We start from the raw sequence: 26955 nt of genomic DNA on the forward strand, positions 1-26955 counted from the left end.
CCCATGTCCATCGAAAAAGCAAAAGCGTATCTGCGTCAGTTCGGCGCAGAGGATCGCGTGATCGAATTCCCGGTATCCAGCGCGACCGTGGAGCTTGCTGCCGAAGCCGCCCACTGCGAACCGGCACGCATCGCAAAAACGCTGTCGTTCCGCACGAATGACGGCGTGATCCTCATCGTTGCGGCAGGCGACACCAAGATCGACAACCCGAAGTACAAGGCGCGGTTCGGCTGCAAGGCGCGGATGCTTGCGTTTGAGGAGGTCGAGCCGGAGATCGGCCATGCGGTCGGCGGCGTGTGCCCGTTCGGTGTGAATGGCGGCGTGACGGTCTATCTCGATGAATCGCTCCGACGGTTCGAGACGGTATTCCCGGCGTGCGGCTCGTCCAACTCAGCCATCGAGGTCACCATCCCGGAACTGGAGAAATTCTCCGGTTTCAAGGCATGGGTGGACATCTGCAAGGGCTGGAGAGAGGCGTGAGTACGGTTGCCATCGGGCAGTTCAGCGCCGGGGAGGACAAAACTGCCAATCTCAGGGAAATAGAACGCCTTGCACAAACGGCAGCAGAAAATGGAGCGAAAATGCTGTTTTTGCCGGAATACAGCATGTATTACGCAAAAGTGAACGCACGGTCGAAAAATATCGAGGCCGCAGAGCCGTGTGACGGCCCGTTCATTATTGCGCTCGGTGAGCTTTGCAGGAGATACGGCCTGTGGATTGCCGCAGGCATGTACGAGCGCACGGACGGTCTGCCGTACAACACGATTGCGGTGCTTGACGACCGCGGCAGCCTGCGCGGAACGCACCGCAAAAACCGTTTGTACGATGCGTTCGGCTATCGGGAATCCGATGAGTGCCGGGCAGGGGATAAGCCGTTTTCGCCCATCGAGACACCTGTCGGAAAACTGGGCATCATTACCTGTTTCGAGCTTCGGTTTCCGGCGCTTGCCGCCGAGCAGAAGGCGCGCGGCGCCGAGACGCTGTTCGTTCCGGCGGGCTGGGTGCAGGGCGAAAACAAGCTGCTGCACTGGCGCACCCTGCTGTGCGCGCGAGCCATCGAGAACGGCCTGACCGTGCTCGGCGCAGACCAGTATGCGCCCGGAAAATTTGTCGGGCACAGCATGGCGTTTCAGCCGGACGGCACCGCGCTCGGCGAACTCGGGGAAGAACAGGATTTGCTTATCGTGAAAATAAATTGATGAAAATTAACATGCGGTGAAAGGGGAGAGGGGATGAAGGCTGCAAAGTTTTTCAGCATCTGCGAAATCGTTTGCTTTGTCGGTCTGGCGCTGTCGTATGCAGGCGAATTTCTGTGCGCTTTTGTGGCGCAAGGAACGGATAAGGACATATTTCAGATGGGATTATTCCTGTTCTGGCTGCTTATTGGGCCGTTGGCAATCTGCAATCTGATTTGCGCTGCTGTGATGTACAGGCGGCTGTCCGACCCGGCGGTGCGGCAGACGCTGTGGCGCTGCATCATTGCAATGAAGTGCATCGCGATTCCAATGTTCCTGCTGAATTTCTTTTTCGGCATGATTTACGGCATGTTTACGCTGATTTTCCCGATGACGCTGCCGGTCGTGCTCTTACAAATGCTGGTTGCCTGGTTTGCCATGATGGCTTCGTCCGGCTACTGCATTGCGCTCATCCTGCACGCGCGCAGGCAGGGTAAAATCAGCACCGGAACCGCAGTCCGGCAGGTCATTTCCCAGTTTATTTACGTTGTTGATGTGATCAGCCTGTTTTTCATTCGCAAGACGGTAAAAGAATGCGAAACGGCACAATAAGTTCAAAAAAGGAGTATTATCATGCAGTTTGATCCTACATTATATGTCATTACGGACAGTACCTACCACACGACCGAGACCCTGCTCCGCGCGGTGGACGAGGCGTGCAGGGGCGGTGCAACGCTCATTCAGCTCCGCGAGAAGGACACCGGCGGACGCAGCTACCTTGAGCTGGCGCAGCAGGTCAAGTCTATCACCGACCGCTACAGCGTGCCGCTCATCATCGACGACCGCGTGGATGTTGCCATTGCCTGCGATGCGGCTGGCGTACACGTCGGCGCGAGCGACCTGCCGGTGGCAGTCTGCCGCAGGCTGCTCGGCCCGGATAAGATCGTCGGCGCGACCGCCAAGACGGTCGAAGCAGCCGTTGCCGCGTACAACGACGGCGCGGATTACCTCGGCACCGGCGCCATTTACCCGACGACTACCCACGTTACCACCAAGGTTACGCCGGTCTCCGTGCTGAACGATGTGTGCCGCGCGGTCCCGATTCCGGTGGTTGCCATCGGCGGCCTGAACGCGGATAACATGGACGTGTTGGCTGACAGCCCCATCAAGGGCATCGCCGTGGTCTCTGCCGTCATGAAGGCGGACGATCCGTGCGCGGCAGCCGCGCATATCAAGGAAAAGTTCCTGAAAATGATGAATAAGTAAGAAAAAGCTCCGAAACAGGCGTTTCGGAGCTTTCAGTTTGTTAAAAAAGTCGGTATTGAACCAATTTTATCATAACGCGCGGTAGCGCGCGTTAAATAGAATTTGCTTTGCAAATTCATAAAAACCGGGAGCGTGTATCTCGTTTTTTATACCTTAAGAGGGAAAAAGTTTCCGTATGGGAACTTTTGGACGACTTTGGAACGGCCTACGGTCCGTTCCTGCTTGTCGGCGAAACTGTAGTTTCGCGACAGCCGAAAAGCTCCGAAACAGGCGTTTCGGAGCTTTTCTTTTGCAGGTCAGTTGTTTGGCTCGATCGCGTAATCGTAGACCTCGTGTCCGCTTTCGAGCACCTTGCCGTCCACGGTGATGAGCACTGCGGTTGCGCCACGCGCCTGCGCGAACGTGTTGACCAGTGCGTAGATCTTGAGCGTTTCACCGGCGGTGCCGGAGGCGCGGATCGCCTCGCCGAAGGCGGCATTCATGTCGAGCGTGAGCGTGCCGTTCTCGAGCGACGAGGACTGCACCTTGACGCCCTCGGGCAGCGAGCCTGCGGCGATGAGCGCATCCACGAGCGACTGGTCGGAGTCGTCCTTCGCGTCTGCGCCGGTCGGCGTGAGTGTTTCACCCTGTTCATCCGGAACGTAGATCGTGACCGATTCCGTGCCGCTCGGATTGGGATTTTCCGGCTGTACGGCAGGTTCATTTGTCTTGGAATCGGACGGTTTGCCGGAATTGCTGTTGTTCGGCGTGGTCGGGTTCTCCGGCTTGGTAACAGCAGGCTTTTCCGGCTCATCGGCGGGCTTGCTGCGGACATATCCATATACACAGGCTGCGGCGACTACTGCAATGATCGCAATTACGGCTGTAATAACTTTTGAGCGTTTCATTGTAAACGCCTCCTTTCTTTTATAAGCCTATTGTATCAAGCCGGACGGGAAAATACAAGGGATATACCGTTAACAAACGGCGGCTTTTTGCCCCGGTCTGGGCGTCCTCTGTTTTTTGGCACCGATCCGTTGGGGTGCAGAAAAATTTCTCGAAAATTTTCAAAAAAGTTGACCATTCACGGTCAATTTTCGCCTCCATCCGGCATAGGGTTGAAGGAGGTGACGCAATGATGAACATTGCATTCAAACAGGCGCACAGCGGCAACTACCGCCGATCCGCACGCGGAAAGGAGGATATCTGCTATCTGGTGATTCACTTTACGGCGAACGACGGCGATACCGCAAAAAATAATGCGGATTACTTCGCTCGGGCGGAGATTTCGACCTCAGCGCACTATTTTGTGGACGAAAACGAGGTCTGGCAGTCGGTCCGCGACGCGGATATTGCATGGCACTGCGGCACGCGCGGCACCTATTTTCATCCGTACTGCCGCAACGCGAACAGTATCGGCATAGAGCTGTGCAGCCGCAAAAACGGCGAGAAATTCTACTTTATGCCCGAGACCGTGCGCCGAGCACAGACGCTTGTGCGAGGTTTGATGACAAAGTACGGTATTCCAATCGAAAATGTTGTGCGCCACTACGATGTTACGCACAAAAACTGTCCTGCGCCGTTCGTCGAGAGCGCATCCGCGTGGACAGCATTCAAGCAGGGGTTACAGAAAAAGGAGGAACCTGACATGACCGAAGCCGAGGTAAAGAAGATCATCGAGAGCACCCGCAGGATGTACAACAGTGTTTCCGCCGTTCCCGCGTGGGCGAAGCCGACTGTCGAGAAGCTGACGCGCAAGGGCTGGCTGCTTGGCGATGAGCACGGAAAACTCGACCTGACCGAAGAACTGCTCCGTACGCTGGTTATCAACGACCGCGCCGGAATCTACGGCGAATAAGTGCAAAAGAGGCTGTAAGTATCTCTTACAGCCTCTTTTTGTTACTTTGTATTCTGATAGGTCAGACCCTTTTTTCGGATGATAAACAGCTGGATATAGTACGATGCCGCAAGGAATACCGCTGCGAATGTCCACGCAGCCGCGTCCGTGTAGAACAGACCGCGCTCGCCGATGACCTTGGTCAGCAGCAGCGATGCACCCACACGGCCTGCGAACTCGGTCAGACCGGAGAGCATGGGCGCGGTCGTAAAGCCCATTCCCTGCAGGGCCGAGCGGTAGGTGTGCAGCACATAGGCGGACAGCAAAAACGTGCTCATGACGACCAGATAATCGTACGCGACCGACAGCGCCTCGGCGGCGTTGGCAGCATCCGCGGAGATGAACAGCGCGACAACGTGACGGCCGAACAGGATCATGCCCGCCGCCAGCAGCGCGGAAAAGCTGAGTGCCAGCACAAGCGTCGAGCGGACACCCATTCGCACGCGGTCAAGCCGGTTTGCGCCCCAGTTCTGACCGGTGTAGGTCGAGGCGGCGTAGCCGAACGCGGACGCGGAGCAGTCCATCAGACCGTGCAGCTTGTTGGTCGCGGTAAAGCCCGCGAGGAACACAAAGCCGCAGGTGTTGATAACCGCCTGCATGATGATGCCGCTGATGACGATGACGAAATGCTGCAGCGCAAGCGGCAGACCAAGGTGGCACAGCCGCCGGATCACACTGCTGTCCGGCTGCCAGTCCGGCTTTTCGACGGACGCAGCCGGGATTTTCCGCAGCGCATTGACGCAGTACGCGAATGCAAACAGCTGCGCGAGCAGTGTCGCGGCGGCAGCGCCCGGAATGCCCCAGCCGAAGCGGATAACAAACAGCAGATCGAGCACAATGTTCAGACATCCGGCAGTAAACATGGCAATAAGCGGACTTTTTCCGTCTCCGAGTGCGCGGAGAATCGCTGCTGCCATGTTGTACGCCATCGTGATGAGCGTGCCCGCATACATCATGGTTAAATAAATGTGCGCGCCGTCATAGATGTTCTCGGGCGTGTCCAGCAGGTGCAGCAGCCAGCCTGCCGAGGACACGAACACCACGGTCAGCAGGATGCCGACTGCCGCGCACAGCAGCACGGACATGGTGATGGCCTTGCGCAGTCCCTTCTTATCGTTCGAGCCGAAGGTCTGCGACACGAGCACGGAAAAGCCCTGCGTCATGGCCTGCACGGTCCACAGCACCAGCCAGTACAGCCAGTCGGTCGCGCCGAGTGCGGCCAGCGCCTCCACACCGACACCGCGCCCGACGATGGACGCGTCTGCGACTGTGTACAGCTGCTGACCGACATTTGTCAAAATCAGTGGTACGGCCAGTCCGAGAATGAGTTTTGTCGGACGGCCGACCGTCATATTTGTCTCTCTGCTCATACAATCTCCTTACTTTGCCAGTTCGTACATTGCCGCCGCGATGATTTCCGCGTTCTGCAGCACGCGCTCGATCTCCATGTACTCGTCCGGCTTGTGCTCGCGCACCTCATCACCGGGGAAGATCGGGCCAAATGCGACAAGGTTCGGCATGGACTTGGCATAGGTGCCGCCGCCGATGCTCTTGAGCTCCGCCTTCTCGCCGGTCTGCTCCTCATATATCTTGGACAGTCTGCGGATGAGTTCGCTTTCGGGCGGCATGTAAATAGCCGCCGCGTGCGTCAGCTCGGTTTCGGTAAAGCCGCCGAGCGTGAAGCCGCGCGACAGACGCGGGTACACGCGCTCGTATTTCAGGGTGACCGGGTAGCGCACCGAGAAAACGAGCGACAGCGTTTCCTGCTCAAATTTTGCCACGCCGAGGTTGAGCGTCAGCGGGCCGGACAGCTCATCGCGCATGGCGAGACCGAGGGACTCGCCGTGTACCTCCATGCCGATGCGCTCTGCCACAAATGCCATGCAGTCGCCAAGCTCGCCGGTCAGCGGCAGCTGATTGAGTGCCTGCGCCAGCCGTCCGATGGCATTCTCGCCCTGCTCCGGGGTCGAGCCGTGAACGGCAATGCCCTCGGCTTCCACGCGGATGCCGCCCTCGATCGGTGTGACGGTTACCTTGTCCGCCGAGATTTTGGAAGCCGCGTCCGCCGGACACTGCAGCTCCGCCGCCGCATACGCGGGCGAGATGTTGGAGGCGGCACCGCCCTCGAACTTTGTCAGGCGGTAATCGCCGGTCTGGTGCAGCTTTCGGCTGTAAGTGCCGTTGAGAATGCCCTTTTCGCCGTTGATGATCGGGTATTCGCCGTCCGGCGTGAAGCCGTACACCGGCAGCTCGCCGCCATGCGAAACGTACCACGACATATCGCCGCAGCCGGTCTCCTCGTTGGTGCCGAACAGCAGACGGATGCGCTTGGAGGGGGCAAATCCGGCATCCTTGAGCGCCGCCAGCGCGTAGATGGCCGCTACCATCGGGCCCTTGTCGTCCATCGTGCCGCGTCCGTAAATACGGCCGTTTTTGATTTCGCCGGAAAACGGCTCGGTCTCGGTCCAGCCGTCGCCGGCGGGCACAACGTCCAGATGACCGAGCACAGCCACCATTTCCTCGCCCTCGCCGTACTCGCACCAGCCGACGCGGTCGTCCATATTGCCGGTCTGGAAGCCCAGCTTTTCGCAGAGCGCAAGCGTTTCGTGCAGCGCACGGGCAGGCTCACGACCGAATGGCGCATGCTCTTCCGGCACGCCTTCTACGCTCGGTATGCGCACGAGCGCGGCAAGACTTTCCAGCAGTTCGTCCGCGTGCGCACGGATATAGGGTTTGCAGTTCATAACAAAAACCTCCTTAACAGGGTGGATTATTCATCGGATGGGGAATGGTTGAGCACAAAATGGCTCTTTTTGTATGAGATAAGTCCGTCGCGCTGCATGCGGCTCAGCTCGGCGGACAGCGCACTGCGGTCGACGCCGAGGTAGTCGGCCAGCTGCTGACGGTCAAACGGGATGTCGAACGTGTCCGAGCCGTGCTGCACCGCCTGCGCGGACAGGTACGACAGCAGCTTGCCGCGCATGGATTTCGGACTTGTGTGGAAGATTTTTCGCGTCAAAAGCAGGTTTTTCTGCGCAGTGACGTCCAGAAGGTTGCGTAAAAGCACACTGTGCGCGCTGTCCTGCGCGGCAGAGGAGAGCAACATTTCGCTCGGCAGGAACAGCACCTCGGACGGCTCGTCCGCCACCGCAGAGACCATCATGGGCGTGCCGGGGACGCAGGCGTACGTTTCAGCGAATACCGAACCGGGCGTAATGTGATCGAGCAGCGTCTTGTGGCCCCATGCGTCGCAGCGCTCGATATTCACGCCGCCCGAGAGCAGAATGCACAGCGCATGCGCGGTATCGCCGACGCGGTAAATCGGCTGAAATTTGTCAAATTCACGCGTGCAGGCGTGCAGACGGCGCAAAAGCGGGGATAATTCTGCGGTTTCAATGCCGCGGAACAGATCACAGCGCGCAAGGATGGACAGGTTCATATTTCCTCCTGTTTTGTTGTTGTGACAACATACTTTGCCTTCTCAGTATAGTAAGATATGAGCGTAAAGTCAAGTGGGGCACTCGAACTGCCGCAGGCGTGTTCGCCCGAACGGGGCGGCAGCTTTTTCAGCACCGGCTGACCGGGGTGCGCGAACTGCGTTAGCGTGTTCGCCCAATCCGGGCGGCACCTTTCTCTGCACCGACCCAGCGGGGCACTCGAACTGCCGCAGGCGTGTTCGCCCCTAACGGGCGGGGAGTTTTCCGCTGAACCTCAGCGGGGAGTTGCGCTCTGCGGAGCGCGGGGATTCACCGCGCCCCGCGGCGGGGCAAGAGGGTAGACACCAAGGTTTCTACCCTCTTAACTCCCACTTCCTTTTGGGATAGTCTGGCGCAGATTACTGACATGTGACCGCTGCGAAAAGGAGTACGGCAGTCGGGTTACCTCAGCGTGCCTTTCTCCGCCTTTTCGCAGTTCACAGACAGCGTACTGCTACACATACGGTTTACTCTACGCAGGCGCGACATAACAGTGTCGCGCAACTCTTTGGCACGTTGTAACGCACGGCACCTACGGATTAGGCGTTTGGTACAAATTATTTTCGCAGGCCCTGTCTGTAACAACGCGCTCACGAATCGCGCGGCACGGTTATGCCGCGCCCTGCGGAGAGTATCCGGTCTGTGTGGCAGTACGAAAACAGCTTGAGCGGCTGAGGTCGAGAAATGGGCGCACACTGTGCGCCCCTACGGAAGATGAGCAGTACGCTCGTTCCTTAGCGAGTCTCAGCTCTGCAAATTTCGCCGTGCCCTCATAGGAAAGGGGTGATCCACAAGAGGGTGGAAACCGCAGGTGTCTACCCTCTTGTGCCCCCGCCGGGTAGGCGGCCCCCCGCTGGCCCCAGCGGAACCATCTCAAAACAAGAAACCGGATATATAAGGAGAAAACACTATGATTCGCAAAATTATCGAAATCGACAAAGAAAAATGCAACGGCTGCGGCCTGTGCGCCCACGCCTGCCACGAGGGCGCTATCGGCATGGTGGACGGCAAGGCCACTCTGCTCCGCGACGACTACTGCGACGGCCTCGGCAACTGCCTGCCGGTCTGTCCGACCGGCGCCATCTCGTTCGTCGAGCGCGAAGCCGCCGCTTATGACGAAGCCGCTGTGCAGGCCAATATGCAGGCAAAATCTCAGCCGCACACCGGATGCCCGGGCAGCATGGCGCGGAGCATTGAACACGCCCCGGTCAATCAGCCGACCTCGTTCATTCCGATGCCGAGCCAGCTGCGCCAGTGGCCGGTGCAGATTAAGCTCGTGCCGGTGAATGCGCCTTATTTTGACGGCGCAAACCTGCTCATCGCGGCAGACTGCACCGCTTACGCGTACGCAAATTTCCATCAGGATTTTATCCGGGGGAAGGTAACGCTCGTCGGCTGTCCCAAGCTGGATGATGTGGATTACAGCGAGAAGCTGACCGAAATCCTCCGTCAGAACAACATCAAAAGCGTAACCGTTGTCCGCATGGAGGTGCCGTGCTGCGGCGGACTGGAATATGCCGTCCGCACTGCGCTGCAGAACTGCGGCAAGCTGCTGCCGTGGCAGGTGAAGACCATTTCCATCAAGGGCGAACTGCTGGACGATTGACCGATTTCTGTCGATTTCACTGATTTGCATTTGCAATTTTCGTTCAAAACGTGTAAAATAAAAAGGTAACACCGCAGTCAAATTGTGTGGTGGTGCCTTTGGAATGACACCGCGCAACGCGGTATGTAGGAGCGAAAATTCATGGCAGTCACTTTGGCAGAGATCGCTGCGCTGGCGGGCGTTTCCCGCGGCACGGTGGATCGGGCACTTAACGACAGAGGACGCGTCGATCCCAAGGTTGCGGCACGCGTGCGCCGCATTGCGGCAGAGCGAGGCTACCGCCCGAACCGTGCGGGACGCATGCTGGCACGCGCGAAAAACCCGATCAGGATCGGCGTGATCGTCCAGTCGGTCGAGACCATGTTCATGCACACGGTATTTGAGGAGATCGAACGCGCATCGGCGCACTTTACCACCACCGGCGCAGAGGTTCTCGTGCGGCCGCTTGAGGGCATCGACGCACAGCAGCAGCTGGACGTGATCGACGAGCTGCTCGAGGCAGGCGTGCAGGGCATCGCGCTTTCTCCGGCGGAGGACGAGCGGATACGCGCCCGTATTCAGGAGCTGTCCGGGCGCATGCCGGTCGTTACCTTCAACTCGGATCTGCCGGACTCGGGCCGCCTGTGCTATGTCGGCGTGGACAATTTCGCGTGCGGACGCATGAGCGCCGGTCTGATGGACCTGCTGCTCGCCGGTCACGGGGAAGTCCTGTTGGTTGCCGGTCAGGAAAACAACTGGTCACATCAGCAGCGTGTGGACGGCTTTCAGACCGAGGCTGCCGCAAATTTCCCCGGTTTGAGTCTGCTGCCGCCGCAGACCTGCGGGGACGATCAGCAGCTGGCGCATGATATTGTGTGCCGCGCCGTGCAGGAGCATCCGTCGCTGCGCGGTGTGTACGTTTCGGTAAACGGTCAGCTCGGCGCGTGCGACGCGCTGCGTGAACTGGGTTTACAGGGCAAGGTGCACCTGATCTGCCACGATTTGATTCCGGCAAATGCGGAGAATGTCCGCCGCGGACTCATCGACTTCCTGATCGATCAGGATGCCGCCCTGCAGGGGGCACGTCCGATCGAGCTGCTCATGGACTACCTGTTGGCAGGCGAAAAGCCGGAGACCGACCGCATTCTTGCGTGCATTGATATCCGCAACCGCTACAACGTGTGAGGTGCGCGATGAAAGAGGTTTTGCGGCTCGATCACGGCGTTTTGACGCATTTTCCGGCACCGGCCGGATGGAATAAGCCTGCGCTCATCCTGTGCCCGGGCGGCGGCTACGAATACTGCTCCATCCGGGAGGGCGCACCGGTCGCGCGTGCGTTTGCGCGGGACGGTGTGGAAGCGTTCGTGCTCGAGTACGACTGCACGGAGGTGCCGCTTGGCGTAAAGCCGCTGCACACGCTGTCCGCGTCTGTCGCCTGGGTGAGAGAACATGCGGCACAGCTCGGCATCGCGGCAGACCGCATTGCGGTCGGCGGATTTTCGGCGGGCGCCCATCTGGCGGGACTGCTGGCGGCGACGTGGCACGACGCGGACTGGTTTCCTGCGGGCACGGATTTGCAGGCGCACCGACCGAATGCGGCGGTGCTGTGCTATCCGGTGGTCTCGGCGGGAGCGTATGCGCATCGCGGCAGCTTTGTGCGTCTGGCAGGTGAAAATGCTGCGGAACAGCGGAGATTTTCGCTGGAAACGCTGGTTTCCGCGCGCATGCCGCGTACATTTTTGTGGCACACCCTGACGGACGCGACCGTTCCGGTCGAGAACACGCTGCTGCTCGAGGCGGCTTTGCGCCGAGAGAACATCAGCCACGAGCTGCACCTGTTCCCGCACGGCGTGCACGGACTCGCGCTCGCGGATTTGGAGACAGCAGACCCGATGAAAGGGCGCGTGCCCGACCGGCATATAAACCGCTGGCAGGTACTCTGCGCGGAATGGCTGAAGGAGGAATAACAATGCAGATTCGACACGCCCGGCCGGAGGATCTTCCGGCGATGCAGAAAATTTTTGCGGACGCGCGGGCATTTATGCGCGAAAACGGCAATCCCGATCAGTGGGGAGACAGATTCCCGACGCAGGAAATGCTGGACAAGGATCTTGCACTGCACCGCAGCTACGTCTGCGAGGACAACGGCAAAATCGCAGCGACCTTTGCGTTTACGACCGACGGCGAGCCGACCTACCGCGTCATTCGCGGCGGCGCCTGGCTGGACGATGCGCCGTACGGCGTTGTCCACCGTATCGCGGCGGCAAAGGGCACGCACGGCGCGGCTTCGTTCTGCATGAACTGGTGCATGGAGCAGTGCGGCAACATCCGCATCGACACGCACGCGAACAACAAGCCCATGCAGGGTCTGCTGAACAAGCTCGGCTATACCTATTGCGGCGTCATTGAGCTGGAAAACGGGCGCGGAGAACGTCTGGCGTTCCAGAAACGAGTAGAAAAGTAAGTAAGAAACAGCAAACGGCATACCGGAGAGAATCTCACGGTGTGCCGTTTTTTTATTTCCGGACTTTGATAAAATTAAAGATTGACTTTAATATAATTTGATATTATAATGAAGTTGCAATGAAAGGAAGTGATAGCCGTGGCAATCGAGGTAATGCCGGAGTGGCTTGCATCGCTGGACGAGGAGGACGTGTCGTTCATCAAAAAATTCGTGCTGGCGTCGGGTTCGCTCAAGGAGGTCGCGGGCATTTACGGTGTGACCTACCCGACCGTGCGCCTGCGTCTGGACCGTCTGATCCAGAAGATCAGGCTTGGCGAGCAGGCGGACGAGGAGCCGTATATCGCGCTCATCAAGCGTCTTGCGGTCAAGGACAAGCTGGATTTTGACACGGCGAAGCTGCTCATCAACGAGTACAAAAAGCTGAGAGAGGGGAACAAATAATGCTGATTGCAACGGTTTCTACAATTATTTCGCTGATTTTTCTGATCGCGTTTGTCGCGGCAATGATTATTTTGCAGGTCTATCTTTCCAGACGGAAGAGCAAAGTGCCGGGACTGGTACTGCCTGCCATCACGTTTTCGGGGGAGCTGTTCATCCTGCTGAACGTGGTGACGAATGTGGTGATGACCTCAGTGGCTGACAATGCGGTTGGCGGAGTGGATTCGTATGACGTGTTCGTGACGGTGCTCAACACGGTGCTGACGCTGCTCGTTATCTCCATGCCGACCATCGTGCTGCTGGTGATCTACTTCCTCAGCCGCAGAGGGATGAACCGCAAAAAGCAGATCGAGAAGATGAATATTCAGGATTTGTGAGTTTTTCGCTGAAATTCAGCGGGACATGGCCTGCCCGGCCGGGGCACAAGAGGGTAGACACCTGCGGTTTCCACCCTCTTGTGAATCACCCCTTTCCCTTGGAGGGCACGGTGGTGATGGGAGAACTGAGACTATAGAGGAACGGCAGAGGATTTTTTCTACCGTAGGGGAGCACAGTGTGCTCCCATTTCTTTACCTATTCGCAGTGTCAGATACCGTTCTGCTACACATAAGATTAAGTCCACGCAGAGGGCGGCATGACAGTGCCGCCCAATTTTTTTGCGCGTTATACCGCCCGGCACCTGCGAAGATAAATTGTACCGAATGCTTAATTCGCAGGTGCCGTGCGTTACAACATGCCAAAGTGTTGCGCGACACTGTTATGTCGCGCCTGCGTAGAGTAACTCGCCTGTGTAGCAGTATGCTATCTGTGAACTGCGAAAAGGTGGAGAGAGCCACGCAACGGTAACCCGACTGCCGTTCCTCTTTTCGAAGCGGTCGCCGGTCTCTGGTCTGCGCCAGATTAGGAAGCAAGGGAAAGGTAGGAGTTCAAAGAGGAAGGAAAACCGCAGGTTGTCCTTCCTTTTTGCCCCCGCCGCGGGGCGCGGCACATTCCCGCCGTCCGCAGACGGCGAATCCCCCGCTGAGGTTCAGCGAAAAACTCCTTGCCCGTCAGGGTCGAACCCGCCTGCGGCAGTTCGCGTGCCCCGCTCAGCCAGTGCAGAAAAGGAGCCGCCCGTCAGGGGCGAACCCGCCTGCGGCAGTTCGTGTGCCCTGGTCAGCCGGCGCAGAAAAGGAGCCGCCCGGATAGGGCGAACCCGCCTGCGGCAGCTCGTGTGCCCCGGTCAGCCGATGCAGAAAAGGAGCCGCCCGTCAGGGGCGAACCCGCCTGCGGCAGTTCGTGTGCCCCGGTCAGCCAGTGCAGCAAAAGGAGCCGCCCGTCAGGGTCGAACCCGCCTGCGGCAGTTCGCGTGCCCTGGTCACCTTGTGCCGAGAAAAGAAAAGCACCGCAGAATTGCTTCCACGGTGCTCAAAGTATGCACTTTTACTCAAATCGCAGCAGCGTATCGACATCCTTACGCGCCGGAGCCTGCGGGTCCTGTGCCGGATGACCGAGCGCGATGAGCGCGGCCACTTCCTGACCCTCGGGAATTTCCACGACCTTGGCAACCTCGGCGGGATCGTAAATGCCCATGATGACCGTGCCGAGACCGAGCGCGTGCGCGGCAAGGCAGAAGGTCTGCGCGGCAACGCCCGCGTCAAAGGACTGCCAGTGGGCAGCAAGCGGGGTGCTGAACGAGCCGTCGCGCTCGTAGCCCGAGCGACCCTTGATCATGGTCAGCACGACCAGCGCCGGTGCACCGTGCGTGGTCTTCTGGTTGAAGGCGAAGTCCAGCATGCAGTCGTCCGCCAGCTTGTCCTTCTTTTCCTTGTCGGTCACAACGATGTAGCGCGCGATCTGCGTATTCTTCCAGCTCGGCGCAAAGGCGGCAGCTTCAACGACCTGACGAACCTCGTCCTCGGTCACAGGCTGCTCGGTGAACTTGCGGATGCTTCGGCGGGTTTTGATACATTCCAGTGCTTCCATGAGAATATCTTCCTTTTTAGAGTATGTTTGACTTTATTATAGCAGAGCAAAAAAGCAAGTGCAAGTTAATTATCCGCCATTACCTTAATATAGTAGCGGCGATGGCGCGGACCGTCGAACTCGCAGAAATACACGCCCTGCCAGATGCCGAGGATGGGCTTGCCGTCCTCGATGAGCACGGTCTGGCTCGGGCCGACATAGCTGCACTTGAGGTGCGCGGTCGAATTGCCCTCGGCATGCCGGAACTCGCGCCGGTCGGGAAACGCCTCGCGCAGACCGAGCAGCAGGTCGTGCTGCACATCCGGGTCAGCGTTTTCGTTGATAGTGATACCGGCGGTCGTATGCGGGCAGTACACCACGGCAAGGCCGCTCTGCACGCCGCTTTCGCGGATGACTTCACGCAATCTGGCGGTGATATTGTACATGCCCTCGTGATCGGTCGAGATGGAAAATTCCCTGGTTTTCATGCTCATTCTCCTCGGCTTTCGTGCAGATAGGTCGCTTCCAGATCGGAAAGATGCAGCTTTACGGCAAGCGGGTACTTCTCGAACGCATGCGCGAGTGCGAAGCTGCCGCCCTTGACCGACTCGTCAAAGCCGCCCATGTGCCAGCGCACGGCGATGGCCTCCTCAGTGCGCAGCCGCATGAACCGCTCGATCAGGAATACGGATTTTTCGCCGTGACCATACGGAAACTGATCGTCTACTGCGTAAACCGGCACCTTTTCCCACTCGCCGCGATCGTTTTTGCGGTTGCGCAGCTCGGTCTTGTAGAAACCGGCCTTGCACAGATCGTGCAGGAGCGAAACGATGGTGTAGCTTTCCAGATCGTCGGTCTCGGGATTGAAATGCTTGGAGATCAGCACGTTGTACACGTTGAGCGAGTGGTCGAGCAGACCGCCCTCATACGCAGCATGGAACCGCGTGGACGCGGGAGCCGTGAAGAAATCCGTGCCCTCAAGCCACGCAAGCAGCTTTTCCGCGCCCGGACGATGGATGTTTTTGTTGTAGGTTTCGATGAAAATCTCTTTATTTGACATGTTGTTCCTCCATTCGGGTGCGGGCAAGCCGCAGAAGCGTATCCCGCCGATTGTCGGTTCGGCCGTCTATCACGGCATCCAGCAGGGCGTGCAGCATTTCACCGACCGGCCTGCCGCGCAGACCGAGCGCCTGTAAATCAGTTCCGTTTACGGCAAGCTGCCGCAGCGAGAAGCATTGCTCCTGCGCGAGCACGCGGTTCAGCAGCGCTTCGGTCTCAAACAGCTGCGCCACATAGTCGCGGCTGGTGCCCTGACCGACCGCATCGCCTTTTTTGATCGCCAGCAGGTCGCGGAACCGCGCCTCTCCGATGCGCGACAGGCTGCGCCGCACCAGCTTTTCGTTGTCACCGAGCGGTGTGTCGTGCCGCTCGACCAGCAGGAGGATGCGTTCGGTGTCCGCGCTTGAGAACCGCAGCCGCGGCAGGAGCTTGCGCGACAGTGCAAGGCTCGCTCTGGGATGTCCCCGGAAATGCCCGATGCCTTGCTCGTCCACGGTCTTGCAGGCGGGCTTGCCGCTGTCGTGCAGCAGCATCGCCCACCGGAGCACCGGCTCGGCCGGTACCTGACCGACCGCGCGCACGGTGTGCTCCCACACATCGTATAGGTGGTGCGGATTCTGCTGCTGACAGCCCTGCATGGGCGCGAGCTCGGGCAGGGCAGAGGTGATAAGGTCGGCATAAGCCATCAGCGTGCGCTGCACATAGCGGCCGCACAGCAGACCGGTCAGTTCCTCACGGATGCGCTCGGCGGCAATGCAGTCCAGGCGATGCACCTGCCGCCGCATGGCAGCGGCGGTTTCCGGCTCGATGGCAAAACCCAGCTTGGATGCGAACCGCAGTCCGCGCAGGATGCGCAGCGCGTCCTCCTGAAATCGGGTGTCTGCATCACCGACCGCGCGCAGAACGCCGTTTTTGAGGTCGGTTTGCCCGCCGAACGGGTCGCACAGACCGCGTTCCGGGTGCCACGCCATTGCACCGACCGTGAAATCTCTTCGTGCCAGATCCTCACGGATGTCGGTGACAAAGCGCACGCCGTCCGGATGCCGTCCGTCCGAGTAGCCGCCCTCCGTGCGGTAGGTGGTAATCTCGAGCGGGCCGCCGTCCGTGAGTACGGTCAGCGTGCCGTGCCTGAGTCCGGTCGTGAGCACACGCGCGTCCGCGAACACGGCCTGCATCTGAGCCGGAGAGGCGGACGTACACAGATCCCAGTCGTGCGGCTCTGCGCCGCGCAGGCTGTCGCGCACGCAGCCGCCGACCGCCCACGCCTCAAATCCGGCACGCTCTAATCGCCGGATGGCGTGTGCCGCGTGTTCGGGCAGCTGCATCACTTTTTGTCCTGCTTCAGCTTGTACGAGCTGCCGTCCGGATTGATAACCACCGTGTGGTCCAGCTGTGCCTTCAGGCTCTTGCGGAAATCGGCAACGTACTCTGCGCGGAGCTCCTGCTGCTCCTTCTTCTCCGCGTCGGTCAGTCCTTCGGTCTTGGCCTTTTTGGCAAGCGCGTTGATGCGTGCAATTTTTTCGTCTGTCATATTGCAAAATCTCCTTGATTATCCTTATGCTATCTTTATATTATATCAAATTTCTATCCGTAATGAAAGCCTTTTGCGGACGCTGAGCAGCCGTTTCCGGTTATACCGCTGAATCCACGCGAACGGCAGATTCGCCAGCTGAATCGCAAGCGCAATGACCGCATACCGGATGAGCCACGCCGTCCGGTCGGCGCTCAGCAGACAAAAAACGAGCGATACCCAGCCGAGCACGCCGATCACATAATGAATCACCTCCGCGCGGCAGGTGATGAACAGAAAACGGTCAAGGTATGCCGTATCCCGCCCGGATTTGAGGTGCCGCTTGTCAAATTCGGGATTAAACTGCGGCAGCCGGTCCTTCCATTTCGGCAGACCGATCTTGCGGAAAACCCGCATTTCCCAGTCGGAAACCGTGAAAAAACGCCGGTTTGGGTCGAACCACCGTGTCTGCACGTCCTGCGGCAGAGCGCACACTGCGCCAGCCGTACCGAAATGCAGTCCGACCCAGAACGCTGTATTCAGCAGGGTAATGAGCAGATCCTTCATGCGGTTTGCCTCCCTTCGTACTGCCTCTATCATACCATGATATCGCTGTTTGTTCAACCGAACCGCCTTGACCGACAGGCTTCTGCATGCTACAATAAGTGGAGATTCTTCTACGTTAAATCATAGTAAAGAGGTAGTCTATATGAAAATCGAAACAAAATGCCTGCATGAAGGCTACAAGCCGGAAAACGGCGGTCCGGGCGTCATGCCGATCGTGCAGTCCACCACTTACCGCTTTGACTCGACCGCAAAGATCGCGTCCCTGTTCGATATGCCGACAGAGTGCATCTACTCGCGCTTCGCCAACCCGACCTGCGATGCGGTAGAGAAGAAGATCGCGTCCCTCGAGGGCGGCGTCGGCGCGATGCTGACTTCCTCGGGTCAGGCGGCATCCCTGCTGTCCATCCTCAACCTGTGCTCGGCAGGCGACAGCTTCATCGCGGCTTCCACCATCTACGGCGGCACGATCAACCTGTTCGGCGTAACGCTTAAAAAGCTCGGCATCGAGTGCATCTGGGCGGACGCAGAGGCAAGCGAGGAGGAAGTGCAGAAGCTGTTCAAGCCCAACACCAAGGCTGTGTTCGGTGAGACGCTTGCAAATCCCGCTCTGACCGTGTTCGACATTGAAAAGTGGGCGAACATCGCGCACAAGAACAACGTGCCGCTCATCGTGGACAACACGTTCGCAACGCCGGTGCTGTGCCGACCGATCGAATGGGGCGCGGATATTGTCATCCACTCGACCACCAAGTACATGGACGGCCATGCCGTACAGGGCGGCGGCGTGATCGTGGACGGCGGCAAGTTTGACTGGGCGGCATCGGGCAAGTTCCCGGATTTCACCGAGCCGGACGAAAGCTACCACGGCGTAGTCTACACCCGCGAGTTCGGCGCGATGGCATACATCATCAAGGCGCGTATGCAGCTCATGCGTGACTTCGGCTGCTATCCGGCGGCGCACTCGGCGTTCCTGCTCAACCTCGGTCTGGAGACCCTTCCGGTGCGTATGCGTCAGTACTGCGAGAACGCGCTGACCGTTGCCAAGTTCCTCGAGTCGAGCGACAAGATCGCATCCGTTCGCTATCCCGCACTGCCGGGCAACGAGCACTACGAGCGTGCGCAGAAGTACCTGCCGCTGGGCACCTCGGGCGTTATGTCCATCGACATCAAGGGCGGTCGCGCTCCGGCGATGAAGTTCATGGACAGCCTCAAGCTGGCGTGCAATGAGGTTCATGTTGCCGACATCCGCACCTGCGTGCTGCATCCGGCGTCCGAAACCCACCGTCAGCTGACCGATGAGCAGCTGGTTGCCGCAGGCATTGAGCCGGGCATGGTGCGTATTTCGGTCGGTCTGGAGAATGTTGAGGACATTATCGCTGACCTCAAGCAGGCGCTTGACCAGATTTAAGGCAATACCGCATAATTGAACAAGAGTGATTTGCGAGTAAATTTTGCGTACTGACGAGGCACAGTTTTGCGGTAATACTTGATGTATTACCGTGAAACTGCAACAAAGTCAGGACACAAAATTTCCGCAAAGCACCGCCGCTTTAATTGTGCGGTGTTGCCTTAATTTTACAGCAAAACAGGGTGTGTCAACGGACATGCCCTGTTCTTTTAGGAGGAAACTATGCGTATTCGCTCTATTGAAGCCGCTGACCGCGAATTCTTTATCGACCGCTGCCATGCGTTCTACAAAACGCCTGCCTGCGACCATGAAATCCCGCAGCAGAACGCCGAACGCACGTTTGAGCTGCTCCTGCACGGCACGCCGTATGCGGACTGCCTGATTGCCGAGGACGAGAACGGACAGCCGTGCGCGTACTGTCTGCTGGCGCTCACCTGGTCGAATGAGGCGGGCGGTCTGTGCGTCTGGCTGGAGGAGATCATGGTGGATGACGAGCAGCGCGGCAAGGGCATCGGCAGCAGGATCATCGTCGCGGTGCACGAAAAGTACAACACAGCCGCGCGTTATCGTCTGGAGGTAACGGAAAGCAACGTGCGGGCAAGTGCCCTCTATCACATGCTCGGCTTTGAGGATTTGGAGTACAGGCAGATGATACTGGACACGCCGCCGCTTGGCTAAGCAGATTGTTGGTATTTTTGTCACAAACTTGTTACAAATTACCTCTTGATTTTGTGCACTAAGCGCACTATAATAAAGACATCAAAAGAAAGGAAGGAAGGTGGGTCCGATGGACAGTGAAATCCAGCAGTACGCGGGAGATATCCTTGCACATCCGCGTTTTCAGCAGCTTCGCACGTTCTGTCACCACGGACTGGACAACTCTGTGTATGACCATTCCGTTGCGGTAGCAGAAGCAGCCTGTCAGATCGCCCGCCTGATGCGTCTGTCGGAGAGCGAAACGACCTCGGTTGTCCGTGCCGCGCTGCTGCATGACTTTTTCGGCTATGACTGGCACGGCGAGCGTTTCCGCCGTTATCTGAGCCATTTTTCCGGCGTGCACCGCATTGCCCACATGCACGGGTTCATTCACGGCCACATCGCAGCCGACCGCGCCAAGCATACCTTCGGTCTGTCCGAGCGGGAGTGCGAAGCCATCGCACGGCACATGTTTCCGCTGGCGGCCATGCCGCGCACGCGAATCGCGTGGATCGTCACCGTGGCGGATAAAGCCGTGGCGTCCAAGGAAATGACCGCCGCTGTCGGCGGTTACGTCTCGCACGCGTACCATAAAATTTTCGCATAAAAAGCACCCGATCTCCATTGTGTCTGTTGGAGATCGGGTTTTTGTTATTCGTAGATGGAGTCGATGGTGGATTTCATTTCGTCAACAGATATGTCACCGCCAAAACCAACTTCATAGCGACCAAGCATGGTTACTGCATTCAAGTGCTCTAAATTATGCATGATATACCATGTTGTACCGCCTTTTTGGTACTCAATGACAGGACGGCTGTCTTTTTCAATATGACTCGCGCCGAGTTCTTCTGTGATAGTATTTACCGTTATTATGAAACCGGGCTTATCGGGGTCTGCGGTGTATTCATAATAGGCAAGAATATCGAGGGTGTTAAAGTGATAGTCTTTGTATACGTTGATTTGATTCAGTACATACCCTTGCGGAATCTTCTTCGGTACGATAGGAGAGTTTATGCCTAAACCGTGTAATGCGGTCTTAAAATCTGTGTTGATAATGTCAAAATTCTCTATTATATGCGAAGCGTCCCAAGTGGATTTCGTTTTTTCCAAACCTACGTCGGACAAGTCTGTATCCGGTACATCTGCATATTCCGGGTCTACTTCTTCATGTACCGGTATCGGGTTTGCCGCCGAACCGAGCGGAGCATTCGGGTCATACTCTACTGTACTATCTTCCAGTGCATGGTTTTCCTCATAGCTTGCCGATGTACCATCCGGAAAATGCGTATAGCCGTCCTCGGTGGTCTCAAAATCGTCATGTCCGCTCTGGAAAAAGCCGAATGTCTCGGAATCCCACATCGCCGCATAGTCGAACGGATTGTGACCGGTAGCCAGCGCAAACACGGTTCCTGCGGCGAAAACAGCCGCCGCGACAACGAAAATGCGGTAGCACAGCCGCCGTCCGCGGTGCGGCCTGACGAAAAATTCCTTATGGTCGGCCTTGAACTTTTTAAGTGACGCTTCTGTGTCGATTTCCGGCGCGTCCGTCTGCGTCTGCAAATACTGCTCGAGCGCAGGCAGAGCCGCATCACCGTTTTCGCAAACGTCGTCCATCAGCCGGAACAGCTCGTCAATCTGCTTAGAATCCTGCATTGTCGTCACTCCTTTCCATAAGTTCGGCGCAGTGCCGCCGTGCGCGGCTGTACTGGCTGCGGCAGGCGGTCTCGGAAATGCCGAGTATTTCCGAAATGGTGGAATAGTCCATGTCCTCAGCGAGCCGCAGGGTAAGAATGCGCTGTTCGGACGCGGATAAGCCCTTTGGCAGCATGCCGGAAAACGGTATCAGCTCGGGTTCGGCGGTACGCAGAATGTTTTCCTCAAGCGGCGCGGCCGCGTGTCTGCACTGCGCACGGTATTCGCTTATGGCGTTGTTTTTCAGCACACGGAACAGCCACTTGACCGGCTGCTCGTGCTCCATCACGCTGTTTATCTTTGCCAGCAGGATGAGAAAGGTGTCGGCCACAATGTCCTCGGCAATATCGCGGCTGCCGACAATGGGCAGAACGGTCTGCACCATCATCGAGTAATATTTTGTATATAATTCCTCGAAAAAGAGGATTTGCTTCTGTGTCAATTTGGTTCCCCCTCGGGTTGGAAATGATACCATTCAATTATACAACGCCTGAGCGGGATTTTCTGTGGCAAATTTTTTGAAAAAAATCCTTAGCGGTTTGTTGTCACAAAACGGCGCTCCCGGTCGTTATAATGGTATCAGGAAAATGGATTGACAGAATATGATTTTTGTTGTATACCATAGGTACGGATAGAAAAAACTGTATTTTATTATGTGGAGGGGCAATTATGACTAAGTTCAAGAAAATCGTAAGCGGCACACTCGCGGGCTGCCTGATGGCGTCCGCACTGATGATGAGCGCAGGCGCAGCAAATGTGCAGACCTATATACCGTCGGGTACGGTGCAGGCAGCTGCACAGAATACGGCGCAGACCCGCACCGCCGTAAAAATCAATCCGCAGAGCGCGGACATCTATGCAGAGGGCATTCCGGCTGCCTTCCCGAGCGAGGACGGCAAGACGGTTTACACGGCGCTGAGCTACAACGGCTCGACTTACATGCCGCTGCGCACGGTTGGCCGCTGGATGGGCAAAAATATCTCGTGGGACAGTGCATCGCGCACGGTATTCCTGTCGGGTACTACGGAAAAGTCGTATCCGTGTGCGGATGACGATGCGTACCACAAGGAAGGCGTGAAATATGTCGGTGCGACCGGCACGGCTACGCTCGATAAGGGCGTGAAGGTGCTCGTGGACGGCAAACAGCAGACCTTCAAAAACCAGAAGGGCGAGACCATTTATCCGCTGTTTTACCGGAATTCCATCTATCTGCCGCTGCGCAACATCGGTGAGCTGACCGGCATGGATGTAACGTGGTACAGCGCCAAGGCAGAGAATGACGTGAACGCCATCTTCCTGCGCATGCCGCTTTCGGACAGCAAACGCGCCGAAATGGAAACCTACGCGACGAACCTCATGAAGCAGCTGCTCGATATGCGAACGGATACGCAAAAGTTCAAGAATTGCGATTCTGCGGTAACAAACGGCAGCTATACCGACTATGTGATTACTGATAAGGCCGCTGCTATGGCGGCGCTGGATTCCATCAAGCGCAAGGCGCAGACCATCCGCAGCGGCATGACCGAGCAGGCCAACCCGATCCGCTACTACAACAGCAGCCTGATGAACGAACTGGATTTCCTCATCAATAACGCGGATACCGTGATGGACCGCGTGAAGAACGGTCGGGTCGTGGTCGGCAGCAGCAATCCGGATACGAGCGTAGTCGATCAGACCGCTGTCATGTTCGGCGCGGATGATACCATGCTTGACTGCGAACGTATGGTTCGCATGCTGCGGCAGAATATGGACAGATTATTCTAACAGGCAAACAAAAGAAGCTGAGACAAAATCTCAGCTTCTTTTTCATGTTATCCGCCGCAGACCGAGCAGGCGGTGTAACCCTGCCGCTTGGCCTCGGAAAGCGACATTGGAATCTGGCTTTTCTTCAAATACCGGCAGCCGGCGCTGTGATATTTAGAGCCGGTGTTCGTGATGTAAACCGTCTCGCTTTGGTCGTCCGAGCTGCTGTAAGCTGCCGGGACGGACGCAGAACTGCCGCCGCTCGACGAACTGCCCGAACTCGAGCCGCTCGATGCACCTGCTTTGAGCGTATCCACCTGTTTCTGTAAATCCGCCTTCTGGCTCGTGAGCATGTCCACCTGACTTTGCAGGCCGTTCTTCTCCTCGGTGAGTGAAGCCACCTGCGCTTTCAAACCGTCAATGGCCGGCTGGGATTCGTCCACCTGCGCCTGCAGGTCGGAGACCGAGCCTTCCAGATGGTTTACCTGCGACTGCAGGGAAGCGGTCTCGTTCATCTGCTCCGCCAGATGATGATAATAGGTGTACGATGCACCGCCTAAAATGCAGTTCAGCAGCAGAGAAGCCGCGATTATAAGCGTTTTCAGTGTGTTTTTGTCAAATTTTTTGCCATCCATGGATGTCCTCGCTCCTTTCAGTCCGGTTTCATTGTATCGCCTAAAATCTGGCTGTGTAAATGCGGCAGAGCGAATTGTCGATATCTGTCGAACTTATGGCAGCACTTTTGCGGCGATGTTTGTATAATTTTCGTGTCTAACATTGAAAAACAGTCGGGAAGTGTGTATAATGGAACTAACTGAAAGTATCTGAGGATATGCAAAGTTATTTCTCATTTTGGAGCGTAAAAATTTATGGCATATGAAAAAAACAGACGCCGTCCTCCGGTTGAGGATGACGGCACGCTGATCGAGGGACGCAACGCCGTCCTCGAAACGCTGCGCGCAGGCCGTGCAGTGGATAAGGTGTTTGTGGCCGAAGGCGCACACATCGGTGATGTGGCGGCAGAAGCGCGCAGGCATCATGTTCCGGTCGTCACCTGCGACCGGCGCAAGCTGGACGGCATGAGCCCGACCGGCAACCATCAGGGCGTTATCGCACAGGCGGCGGCACAGGAGTACGTCTCGCTCGACGATATTTTCCGCGTCGCCGAGGAGCGCAGTGAGGTGCCGCTCATCGTTGTCTGCGACGGCATCGAGGACCCGCATAATCTGGGTGCCATCATCCGTTCGGCAGAGACCGCAGGCGCACACGGCGTTATCATCCCGAAGCGCAGAGCTGTCGGTCTGACCGCAGCTGTCGCTCGTTCGGCGGCGGGCGCACTCGCCTATGTCGGCGTACACAAGGCAAACAACCTTGCGTCCACGCTCGATGAACTCAAGGAACGCGGTGTATGGCTGTTCGGTGCAGAGGCTGACGGTACAGTCGGTCTGTATGACGCACCGTTTGATCGCCCGACCGCCATCATCATCGGCTCGGAAGGACAGGGCCTCAGCCGCCTGACCCGCGACAAGTGCGACTACATCGTCAGCATCCCGATGAGAGGCCGTGTCAACTCGCTGAACGCATCCAACGCGGCGGCTGTGCTGCTGTTTGAGGCGCTTCGCCGACGCACACAGGGCAATTAAGGGGGAAGTGAACATGGATAGAAAAGACGATATGGATCTGGAATCGCTGAAAAATATGCTCAGCGACGTACCGGATACCGATGAATTTGATCTGGATTCCATCATCGCCGAGGTGTCCGGTCAGGCGCCCGCAAAGGCGGCAGAGCCAAAGATAACGGCAGAGCCGGAAAAGCCGGTCGAGCCGCAGCCCGCACCGGCGGCAGAGACCAAGGCAGAGGAGCCAAAGACGGCTCCCAGAAATAAGAAGGATAAAACGGCAAAGAAGGCCGCAGAGACCGCAGCCGCCGCCGAACACGAGTCTGTTGAAGAAGCGCGCGAAGCGCGCATCGCGGCGCGCGAGCAGAAAATGGCAGAGCGCGAGCGCAGGACCGTGCAGAAGATCGCCGAGCGGCAGGCACGCCGCGAGGCCAAGCTGGCAGAAAAGGAAGCCGCCGAGCAGGCTGCCGAGCAGCAGGAGATCGTGGAAGAAGCCGCCGCCGAGGAAGCAAGCCGCAAGGCGAGCATCTCGCGCAAGCAGGCAAGAGCGGCACGCATTGCTGCCGATCAGGCTGAGGAAGAGGAGGACATCAAGCTGGTCGATCCGGAGGCGGCTATGCACGCGGCACGCCGCCGTTCGGGCATTCTGTCGTTCCGGTCGCTGCTGGTGCTGCTCCTTGCCGCAGCTGCCGCGTATCTCAGCTTTGCACCGAGCTTTGAGGCGCTGCCGCTTCCGGTCGTGCTCGATATTCTGCAGAACCCGACCATCGGCATCGGCGCACTGGCTGCCCTGCAGATTCTGGCGCTGCTGATCGGTATTGACGTGTTCGGCAACGGCTTTTCCTCGCTGCTGCACGGCCGTCCGGCACGCGGCACGCTCGTGTCGTTTGCGGAACTGGCATCGCTGCTGCACTGCGCCTCTCTGCTGGTATTTCCGGATCAGGGCGGCGTTGCCGTACCGTACACGGCGGTTTCCATCCTTCTGCTTTACGCCGAAATGCGTGAGGCACGCGGCCGCAGTCTGGCACAGGCGCGTTCCTATCGTGCCGTCTGCGAGGCGGAGCAGCCGCTGGCGGTTTACAGCCACTACGACAGCGAGATTGATGCGTGCAATGCCGTCAAGTGCCCGCTGTACGATGCAAGCTCGTTCCTGACCGAGATCGAGCGCCCGGACACGGTTGACCGCTTCTCGCTCATCTACACGCCGATTGCACTGGCGCTCGCAATCATCCTGTCGCTGGTCGCTTCGTTCAACTGCGGCGAGCCGGTGCGCTTCTTCTGGGCGTTCTCGGCAATCCTGTCGGTGTCCGCGCCGATCGGTCTGCTGTGCGCGTTCGGCGCAAGCTACAAGAATACCGCAAGCCGCCTGCTGCGCTCGGGTGCAGCCATTGCGGGTGCGCGTCAGGCCAACCTGCTGCGCGGCACGGAGAAGGTCATGCTGCTCGAGAACGATCTGTTCCCGACCGGCTCGATCGAGCTTGAGGCCATCGACAATCTGGGCCGTATCACGGACGAGCAGATTCTCGGCTGTGCAGCTGCGCTGACCGAATCCGCCGGTCTGGAACTGGGCCGTGTGCTGACTGATACCACGAAGGAGCGCTTCGGCATCACCTTTACCGCGCGTGACGTGCGTCTGGTCGAGGGCGGTGTAACCGGCGCTGTCGGCACCAGCCGTATCGTGCTCGGCACGGCGGCGCTCATGGTCAAGATGGGCGTTCCGATCGAATCCGGCCATAAGGGTCAGATTAACATGTATCTGGTTGTGGATAACGCGCTCGCAGGCGTGCTGACCATGCGTTACCAGACCACCAAGAATACCTATAAGGCGATGCGCCTCATGCGCCGCATGCACATGAATGCGGTCCTCGCTGTTCGTGATTTCAATATCTCCCCGGCGATGATTGAGGAGGAGTTTGACCTTCGACGCGGCTTTGCCGACCAGCCGGATCCGACAGGCGTGGATCGTCTGCTGAATCCGAATTACGCCAAGGGCGATGCACCGGCAGCTATCCTCACCCGCGAGGGTGCCGGTCCGTTCATGCAGGTGCTCCGCGGCGCGGATAAGCTGGCGGGCGCCGTCCGCTCGGCGCTGACGCTCGGCACGTTCGCCGGCCTGCTCGGTATGCTGATCGTGTTCTACCTGCTGTACCAGAACGCCGCAGACGCGCTTCCGGTGATGAATATTCTGCTGTATCAGCTTATTTGGTACATTCCGGTGTTTATTATTACCCAGCAGACGAGATAAGACATAGAAAAACCTCCGTATGGTTCATACGGAGGTTTTTTACATCTGTTGGCAGTAATTAGGCGGGGCACACGAACTGCGTCAGCGGGTTCGCCCTGTCCGGGCGGCAGCCTTTTTCTCTGCACCGGCTGAGCGGGGTACTCGAACTGCCGTTGGCGTGTTCGCCCTATCCGGGCTGCTCCTTTTCTGCAT

General features: G+C 58.0%; 30 protein-coding genes. 17 read left to right on the plus strand and 13 right to left on the minus strand.

The genetic code is table 11. The annotated features are described in order from the left end of the window. The first annotated feature begins 3 nt into the window (after positions 1-3). The 4 genes from DWZ82_RS02700 to thiE are packed head-to-tail and all read left to right on the plus strand — an operon-like array spanning position 4 to position 2441. Positions 4-480, plus strand: coding sequence for a YbaK/EbsC family protein (locus DWZ82_RS02700; protein ID WP_118478550.1), 477 nt, complete (start codon positions 4-6; stop codon positions 478-480). Next, positions 477-1199, plus strand: a complete 723-nt coding sequence (locus DWZ82_RS02705; RefSeq protein ID WP_158575060.1) for a nitrilase-related carbon-nitrogen hydrolase — start codon at positions 477-479, stop codon at positions 1197-1199. Before DWZ82_RS02700 ends, DWZ82_RS02705 begins: the two co-directional genes overlap by 4 nt. 33 nt (positions 1200-1232) lie before the next feature. Next, positions 1233-1787 carry a DUF6652 family protein gene (locus DWZ82_RS02710; protein ID WP_117492115.1) on the plus strand — a complete coding sequence of 185 codons (555 nt, stop codon included), beginning with the start codon at positions 1233-1235 and terminating at the stop codon, positions 1785-1787. Positions 1788-1808: 21 nt separating this feature from the next. Continuing rightward, the gene (gene thiE, locus DWZ82_RS02715; protein ID WP_118478554.1) at positions 1809-2441 is read left to right on the plus strand and encodes a thiamine phosphate synthase; all 633 of its coding nucleotides are present in this window, start codon (positions 1809-1811) and stop codon (positions 2439-2441) included. Positions 2442-2737: 296 nt separating this feature from the next. On the opposite strand, the gene DWZ82_RS02720 is transcribed toward thiE, so the two are convergent. Continuing rightward, on the minus strand, positions 2738-3328 hold the full coding sequence (locus tag DWZ82_RS02720; protein ID WP_118478556.1) for a GerMN domain-containing protein: 591 nt from the start codon (positions 3326-3328) through the stop codon (positions 2738-2740). A 227-nt stretch (positions 3329-3555) separates the two neighbouring features. Here DWZ82_RS02720 and DWZ82_RS02725 point away from each other — a divergent pair, with 227 nt between their 5' ends. Further along, positions 3556-4278 carry a peptidoglycan recognition protein family protein gene (locus tag DWZ82_RS02725; RefSeq protein ID WP_243022864.1) on the plus strand — a complete coding sequence of 241 codons (723 nt, stop codon included), beginning with the start codon at positions 3556-3558 and terminating at the stop codon, positions 4276-4278. Between the two features lie 41 nt (positions 4279-4319). On the opposite strand, the gene DWZ82_RS02730 is transcribed toward DWZ82_RS02725, so the two are convergent. The 3 genes from DWZ82_RS02730 to DWZ82_RS02740 are packed head-to-tail and all read right to left on the minus strand — an operon-like array spanning position 4320 to position 7756. After that, complete coding sequence (locus DWZ82_RS02730) at positions 4320-5687, minus strand: MATE family efflux transporter (protein WP_118478558.1); 1368 nt, start codon at positions 5685-5687, stop codon at positions 4320-4322. 9 nt (positions 5688-5696) lie between these two features. After that, a complete protein-coding gene (gene pepV, locus DWZ82_RS02735; protein ID WP_118478560.1) occupies positions 5697-7061 on the minus strand; it encodes a dipeptidase PepV in 1365 nt (454 codons plus the stop codon). A gap of 26 nt (positions 7062-7087) precedes the next feature. Beyond that, positions 7088-7756 carry a Crp/Fnr family transcriptional regulator gene (locus tag DWZ82_RS02740; protein WP_118478562.1) on the minus strand — a complete coding sequence of 223 codons (669 nt, stop codon included), beginning with the start codon at positions 7754-7756 and terminating at the stop codon, positions 7088-7090. Positions 7757-8703: 947 nt separating this feature from the next. On the opposite strand from DWZ82_RS02740, the gene DWZ82_RS02745 reads away from it, so the two are divergent. From DWZ82_RS02745 to DWZ82_RS02770, 6 genes are all read left to right on the plus strand, one after another. Beyond that, positions 8704-9399 carry a 4Fe-4S binding protein gene (locus tag DWZ82_RS02745; protein ID WP_117555249.1) on the plus strand — a complete coding sequence of 232 codons (696 nt, stop codon included), beginning with the start codon at positions 8704-8706 and terminating at the stop codon, positions 9397-9399. A 141-nt stretch (positions 9400-9540) separates the two neighbouring features. Continuing rightward, the gene (locus DWZ82_RS02750) at positions 9541-10563 is read left to right on the plus strand and encodes a LacI family DNA-binding transcriptional regulator (protein WP_118478564.1); all 1023 of its coding nucleotides are present in this window, start codon (positions 9541-9543) and stop codon (positions 10561-10563) included. A gap of 8 nt (positions 10564-10571) precedes the next feature. Continuing rightward, a complete protein-coding gene (locus DWZ82_RS02755; protein WP_118478566.1) occupies positions 10572-11345 on the plus strand; it encodes an alpha/beta hydrolase in 774 nt (257 codons plus the stop codon). A gap of 2 nt (positions 11346-11347) precedes the next feature. After that, entirely contained in the window at positions 11348-11842 is a 495-nt protein-coding gene (locus DWZ82_RS02760; RefSeq protein WP_118478568.1) for a GNAT family N-acetyltransferase, read from the plus strand. Between the two features lie 138 nt (positions 11843-11980). Next, positions 11981-12283 carry a DUF2089 family protein gene (locus DWZ82_RS02765; protein ID WP_110437322.1) on the plus strand — a complete coding sequence of 101 codons (303 nt, stop codon included), beginning with the start codon at positions 11981-11983 and terminating at the stop codon, positions 12281-12283. After that, positions 12283-12657, plus strand: coding sequence for a hypothetical protein (locus tag DWZ82_RS02770; RefSeq protein WP_118478570.1), 375 nt, complete (start codon positions 12283-12285; stop codon positions 12655-12657). The genes DWZ82_RS02765 and DWZ82_RS02770 overlap by 1 nt, the downstream gene beginning before the upstream one ends. Positions 12658-13702: 1045 nt before the next feature. Here DWZ82_RS02770 and DWZ82_RS02775 read toward each other — a convergent pair. From DWZ82_RS02775 to DWZ82_RS02800, 6 genes are all read right to left on the minus strand, one after another. After that, on the minus strand, positions 13703-14245 hold the full coding sequence (locus DWZ82_RS02775; RefSeq protein WP_118285105.1) for a nitroreductase family protein: 543 nt from the start codon (positions 14243-14245) through the stop codon (positions 13703-13705). A gap of 65 nt (positions 14246-14310) precedes the next feature. After that, positions 14311-14712 carry a secondary thiamine-phosphate synthase enzyme YjbQ gene (locus DWZ82_RS02780; protein WP_110437318.1) on the minus strand — a complete coding sequence of 134 codons (402 nt, stop codon included), beginning with the start codon at positions 14710-14712 and terminating at the stop codon, positions 14311-14313. Positions 14713-14714: 2 nt separating this feature from the next. Continuing rightward, entirely contained in the window at positions 14715-15284 is a 570-nt protein-coding gene (locus tag DWZ82_RS02785) for a hydrolase (RefSeq protein ID WP_110437317.1), read from the minus strand. After that, positions 15274-16608 (minus strand): CCA tRNA nucleotidyltransferase, encoded by a 1335-nt coding sequence (locus DWZ82_RS02790; protein ID WP_118478572.1) that lies wholly within the window; start codon positions 16606-16608, stop codon positions 15274-15276. Before DWZ82_RS02790 ends, DWZ82_RS02785 begins: the two co-directional genes overlap by 11 nt. After that, a complete protein-coding gene (locus DWZ82_RS02795) occupies positions 16608-16814 on the minus strand; it encodes a DUF896 domain-containing protein (protein WP_118478574.1) in 207 nt (68 codons plus the stop codon). The genes DWZ82_RS02790 and DWZ82_RS02795 overlap by 1 nt, the downstream gene beginning before the upstream one ends. A gap of 45 nt (positions 16815-16859) precedes the next feature. After that, positions 16860-17360, minus strand: coding sequence for a hypothetical protein (locus tag DWZ82_RS02800; RefSeq protein WP_118478576.1), 501 nt, complete (start codon positions 17358-17360; stop codon positions 16860-16862). A gap of 142 nt (positions 17361-17502) precedes the next feature. On the opposite strand from DWZ82_RS02800, the gene DWZ82_RS02805 reads away from it, so the two are divergent. The 3 genes from DWZ82_RS02805 (at position 17503) to DWZ82_RS02815 (ending at position 20071) form a co-directional block, all read left to right on the plus strand. Further along, entirely contained in the window at positions 17503-18768 is a 1266-nt protein-coding gene (locus tag DWZ82_RS02805) for an O-acetylhomoserine aminocarboxypropyltransferase/cysteine synthase family protein (RefSeq protein WP_118478578.1), read from the plus strand. 222 nt (positions 18769-18990) lie between these two features. After that, positions 18991-19446, plus strand: a complete 456-nt coding sequence (locus DWZ82_RS02810; protein WP_118478580.1) for a GNAT family N-acetyltransferase — start codon at positions 18991-18993, stop codon at positions 19444-19446. A gap of 109 nt (positions 19447-19555) precedes the next feature. Next, positions 19556-20071: an HD domain-containing protein gene (locus DWZ82_RS02815; protein ID WP_110437311.1), complete on the plus strand. Its 516-nt coding sequence runs from the start codon at positions 19556-19558 to the stop codon at positions 20069-20071. Positions 20072-20115: 44 nt separating this feature from the next. Here the strand turns inward: DWZ82_RS02815 and DWZ82_RS02820 are convergent, their stop codons facing one another. Continuing rightward, entirely contained in the window at positions 20116-21117 is a 1002-nt protein-coding gene (locus DWZ82_RS02820; RefSeq protein WP_118478582.1) for a hypothetical protein, read from the minus strand. Beyond that, a complete protein-coding gene (locus DWZ82_RS02825; protein WP_158575061.1) occupies positions 21104-21598 on the minus strand; it encodes an RNA polymerase sigma factor in 495 nt (164 codons plus the stop codon). The genes DWZ82_RS02820 and DWZ82_RS02825 overlap by 14 nt, the downstream gene beginning before the upstream one ends. A 227-nt stretch (positions 21599-21825) precedes the next feature. Here DWZ82_RS02825 and DWZ82_RS02830 point away from each other — a divergent pair, with 227 nt between their 5' ends. Beyond that, positions 21826-22920: a stalk domain-containing protein gene (locus DWZ82_RS02830; protein ID WP_118478587.1), complete on the plus strand. Its 1095-nt coding sequence runs from the start codon at positions 21826-21828 to the stop codon at positions 22918-22920. A gap of 47 nt (positions 22921-22967) precedes the next feature. Here the strand turns inward: DWZ82_RS02830 and DWZ82_RS02835 are convergent, their stop codons facing one another. Next, the gene (locus DWZ82_RS02835; protein WP_118478589.1) at positions 22968-23534 is read right to left on the minus strand and encodes a hypothetical protein; all 567 of its coding nucleotides are present in this window, start codon (positions 23532-23534) and stop codon (positions 22968-22970) included. A gap of 234 nt (positions 23535-23768) precedes the next feature. Between DWZ82_RS02835 and rlmB the strand changes: the two genes are divergently transcribed. Together rlmB and DWZ82_RS02845 are read left to right on the plus strand one after the other, a co-directional pair. Next, positions 23769-24542: a 23S rRNA (guanosine(2251)-2'-O)-methyltransferase RlmB gene (rlmB, locus tag DWZ82_RS02840; protein WP_117555164.1), complete on the plus strand. Its 774-nt coding sequence runs from the start codon at positions 23769-23771 to the stop codon at positions 24540-24542. 13 nt (positions 24543-24555) lie between these two features. Beyond that, complete coding sequence (locus DWZ82_RS02845; RefSeq protein ID WP_118478591.1) at positions 24556-26763, plus strand: hypothetical protein; 2208 nt, start codon at positions 24556-24558, stop codon at positions 26761-26763. Positions 26764-26955: the final 192 nt, after the last annotated feature.

The organism is Butyricicoccus sp. AF35-5AC (assembly GCF_003477715.1).
Lineage (GTDB): Bacteria > Bacillota > Clostridia > Oscillospirales > Butyricicoccaceae > Agathobaculum > Agathobaculum butyriciproducens.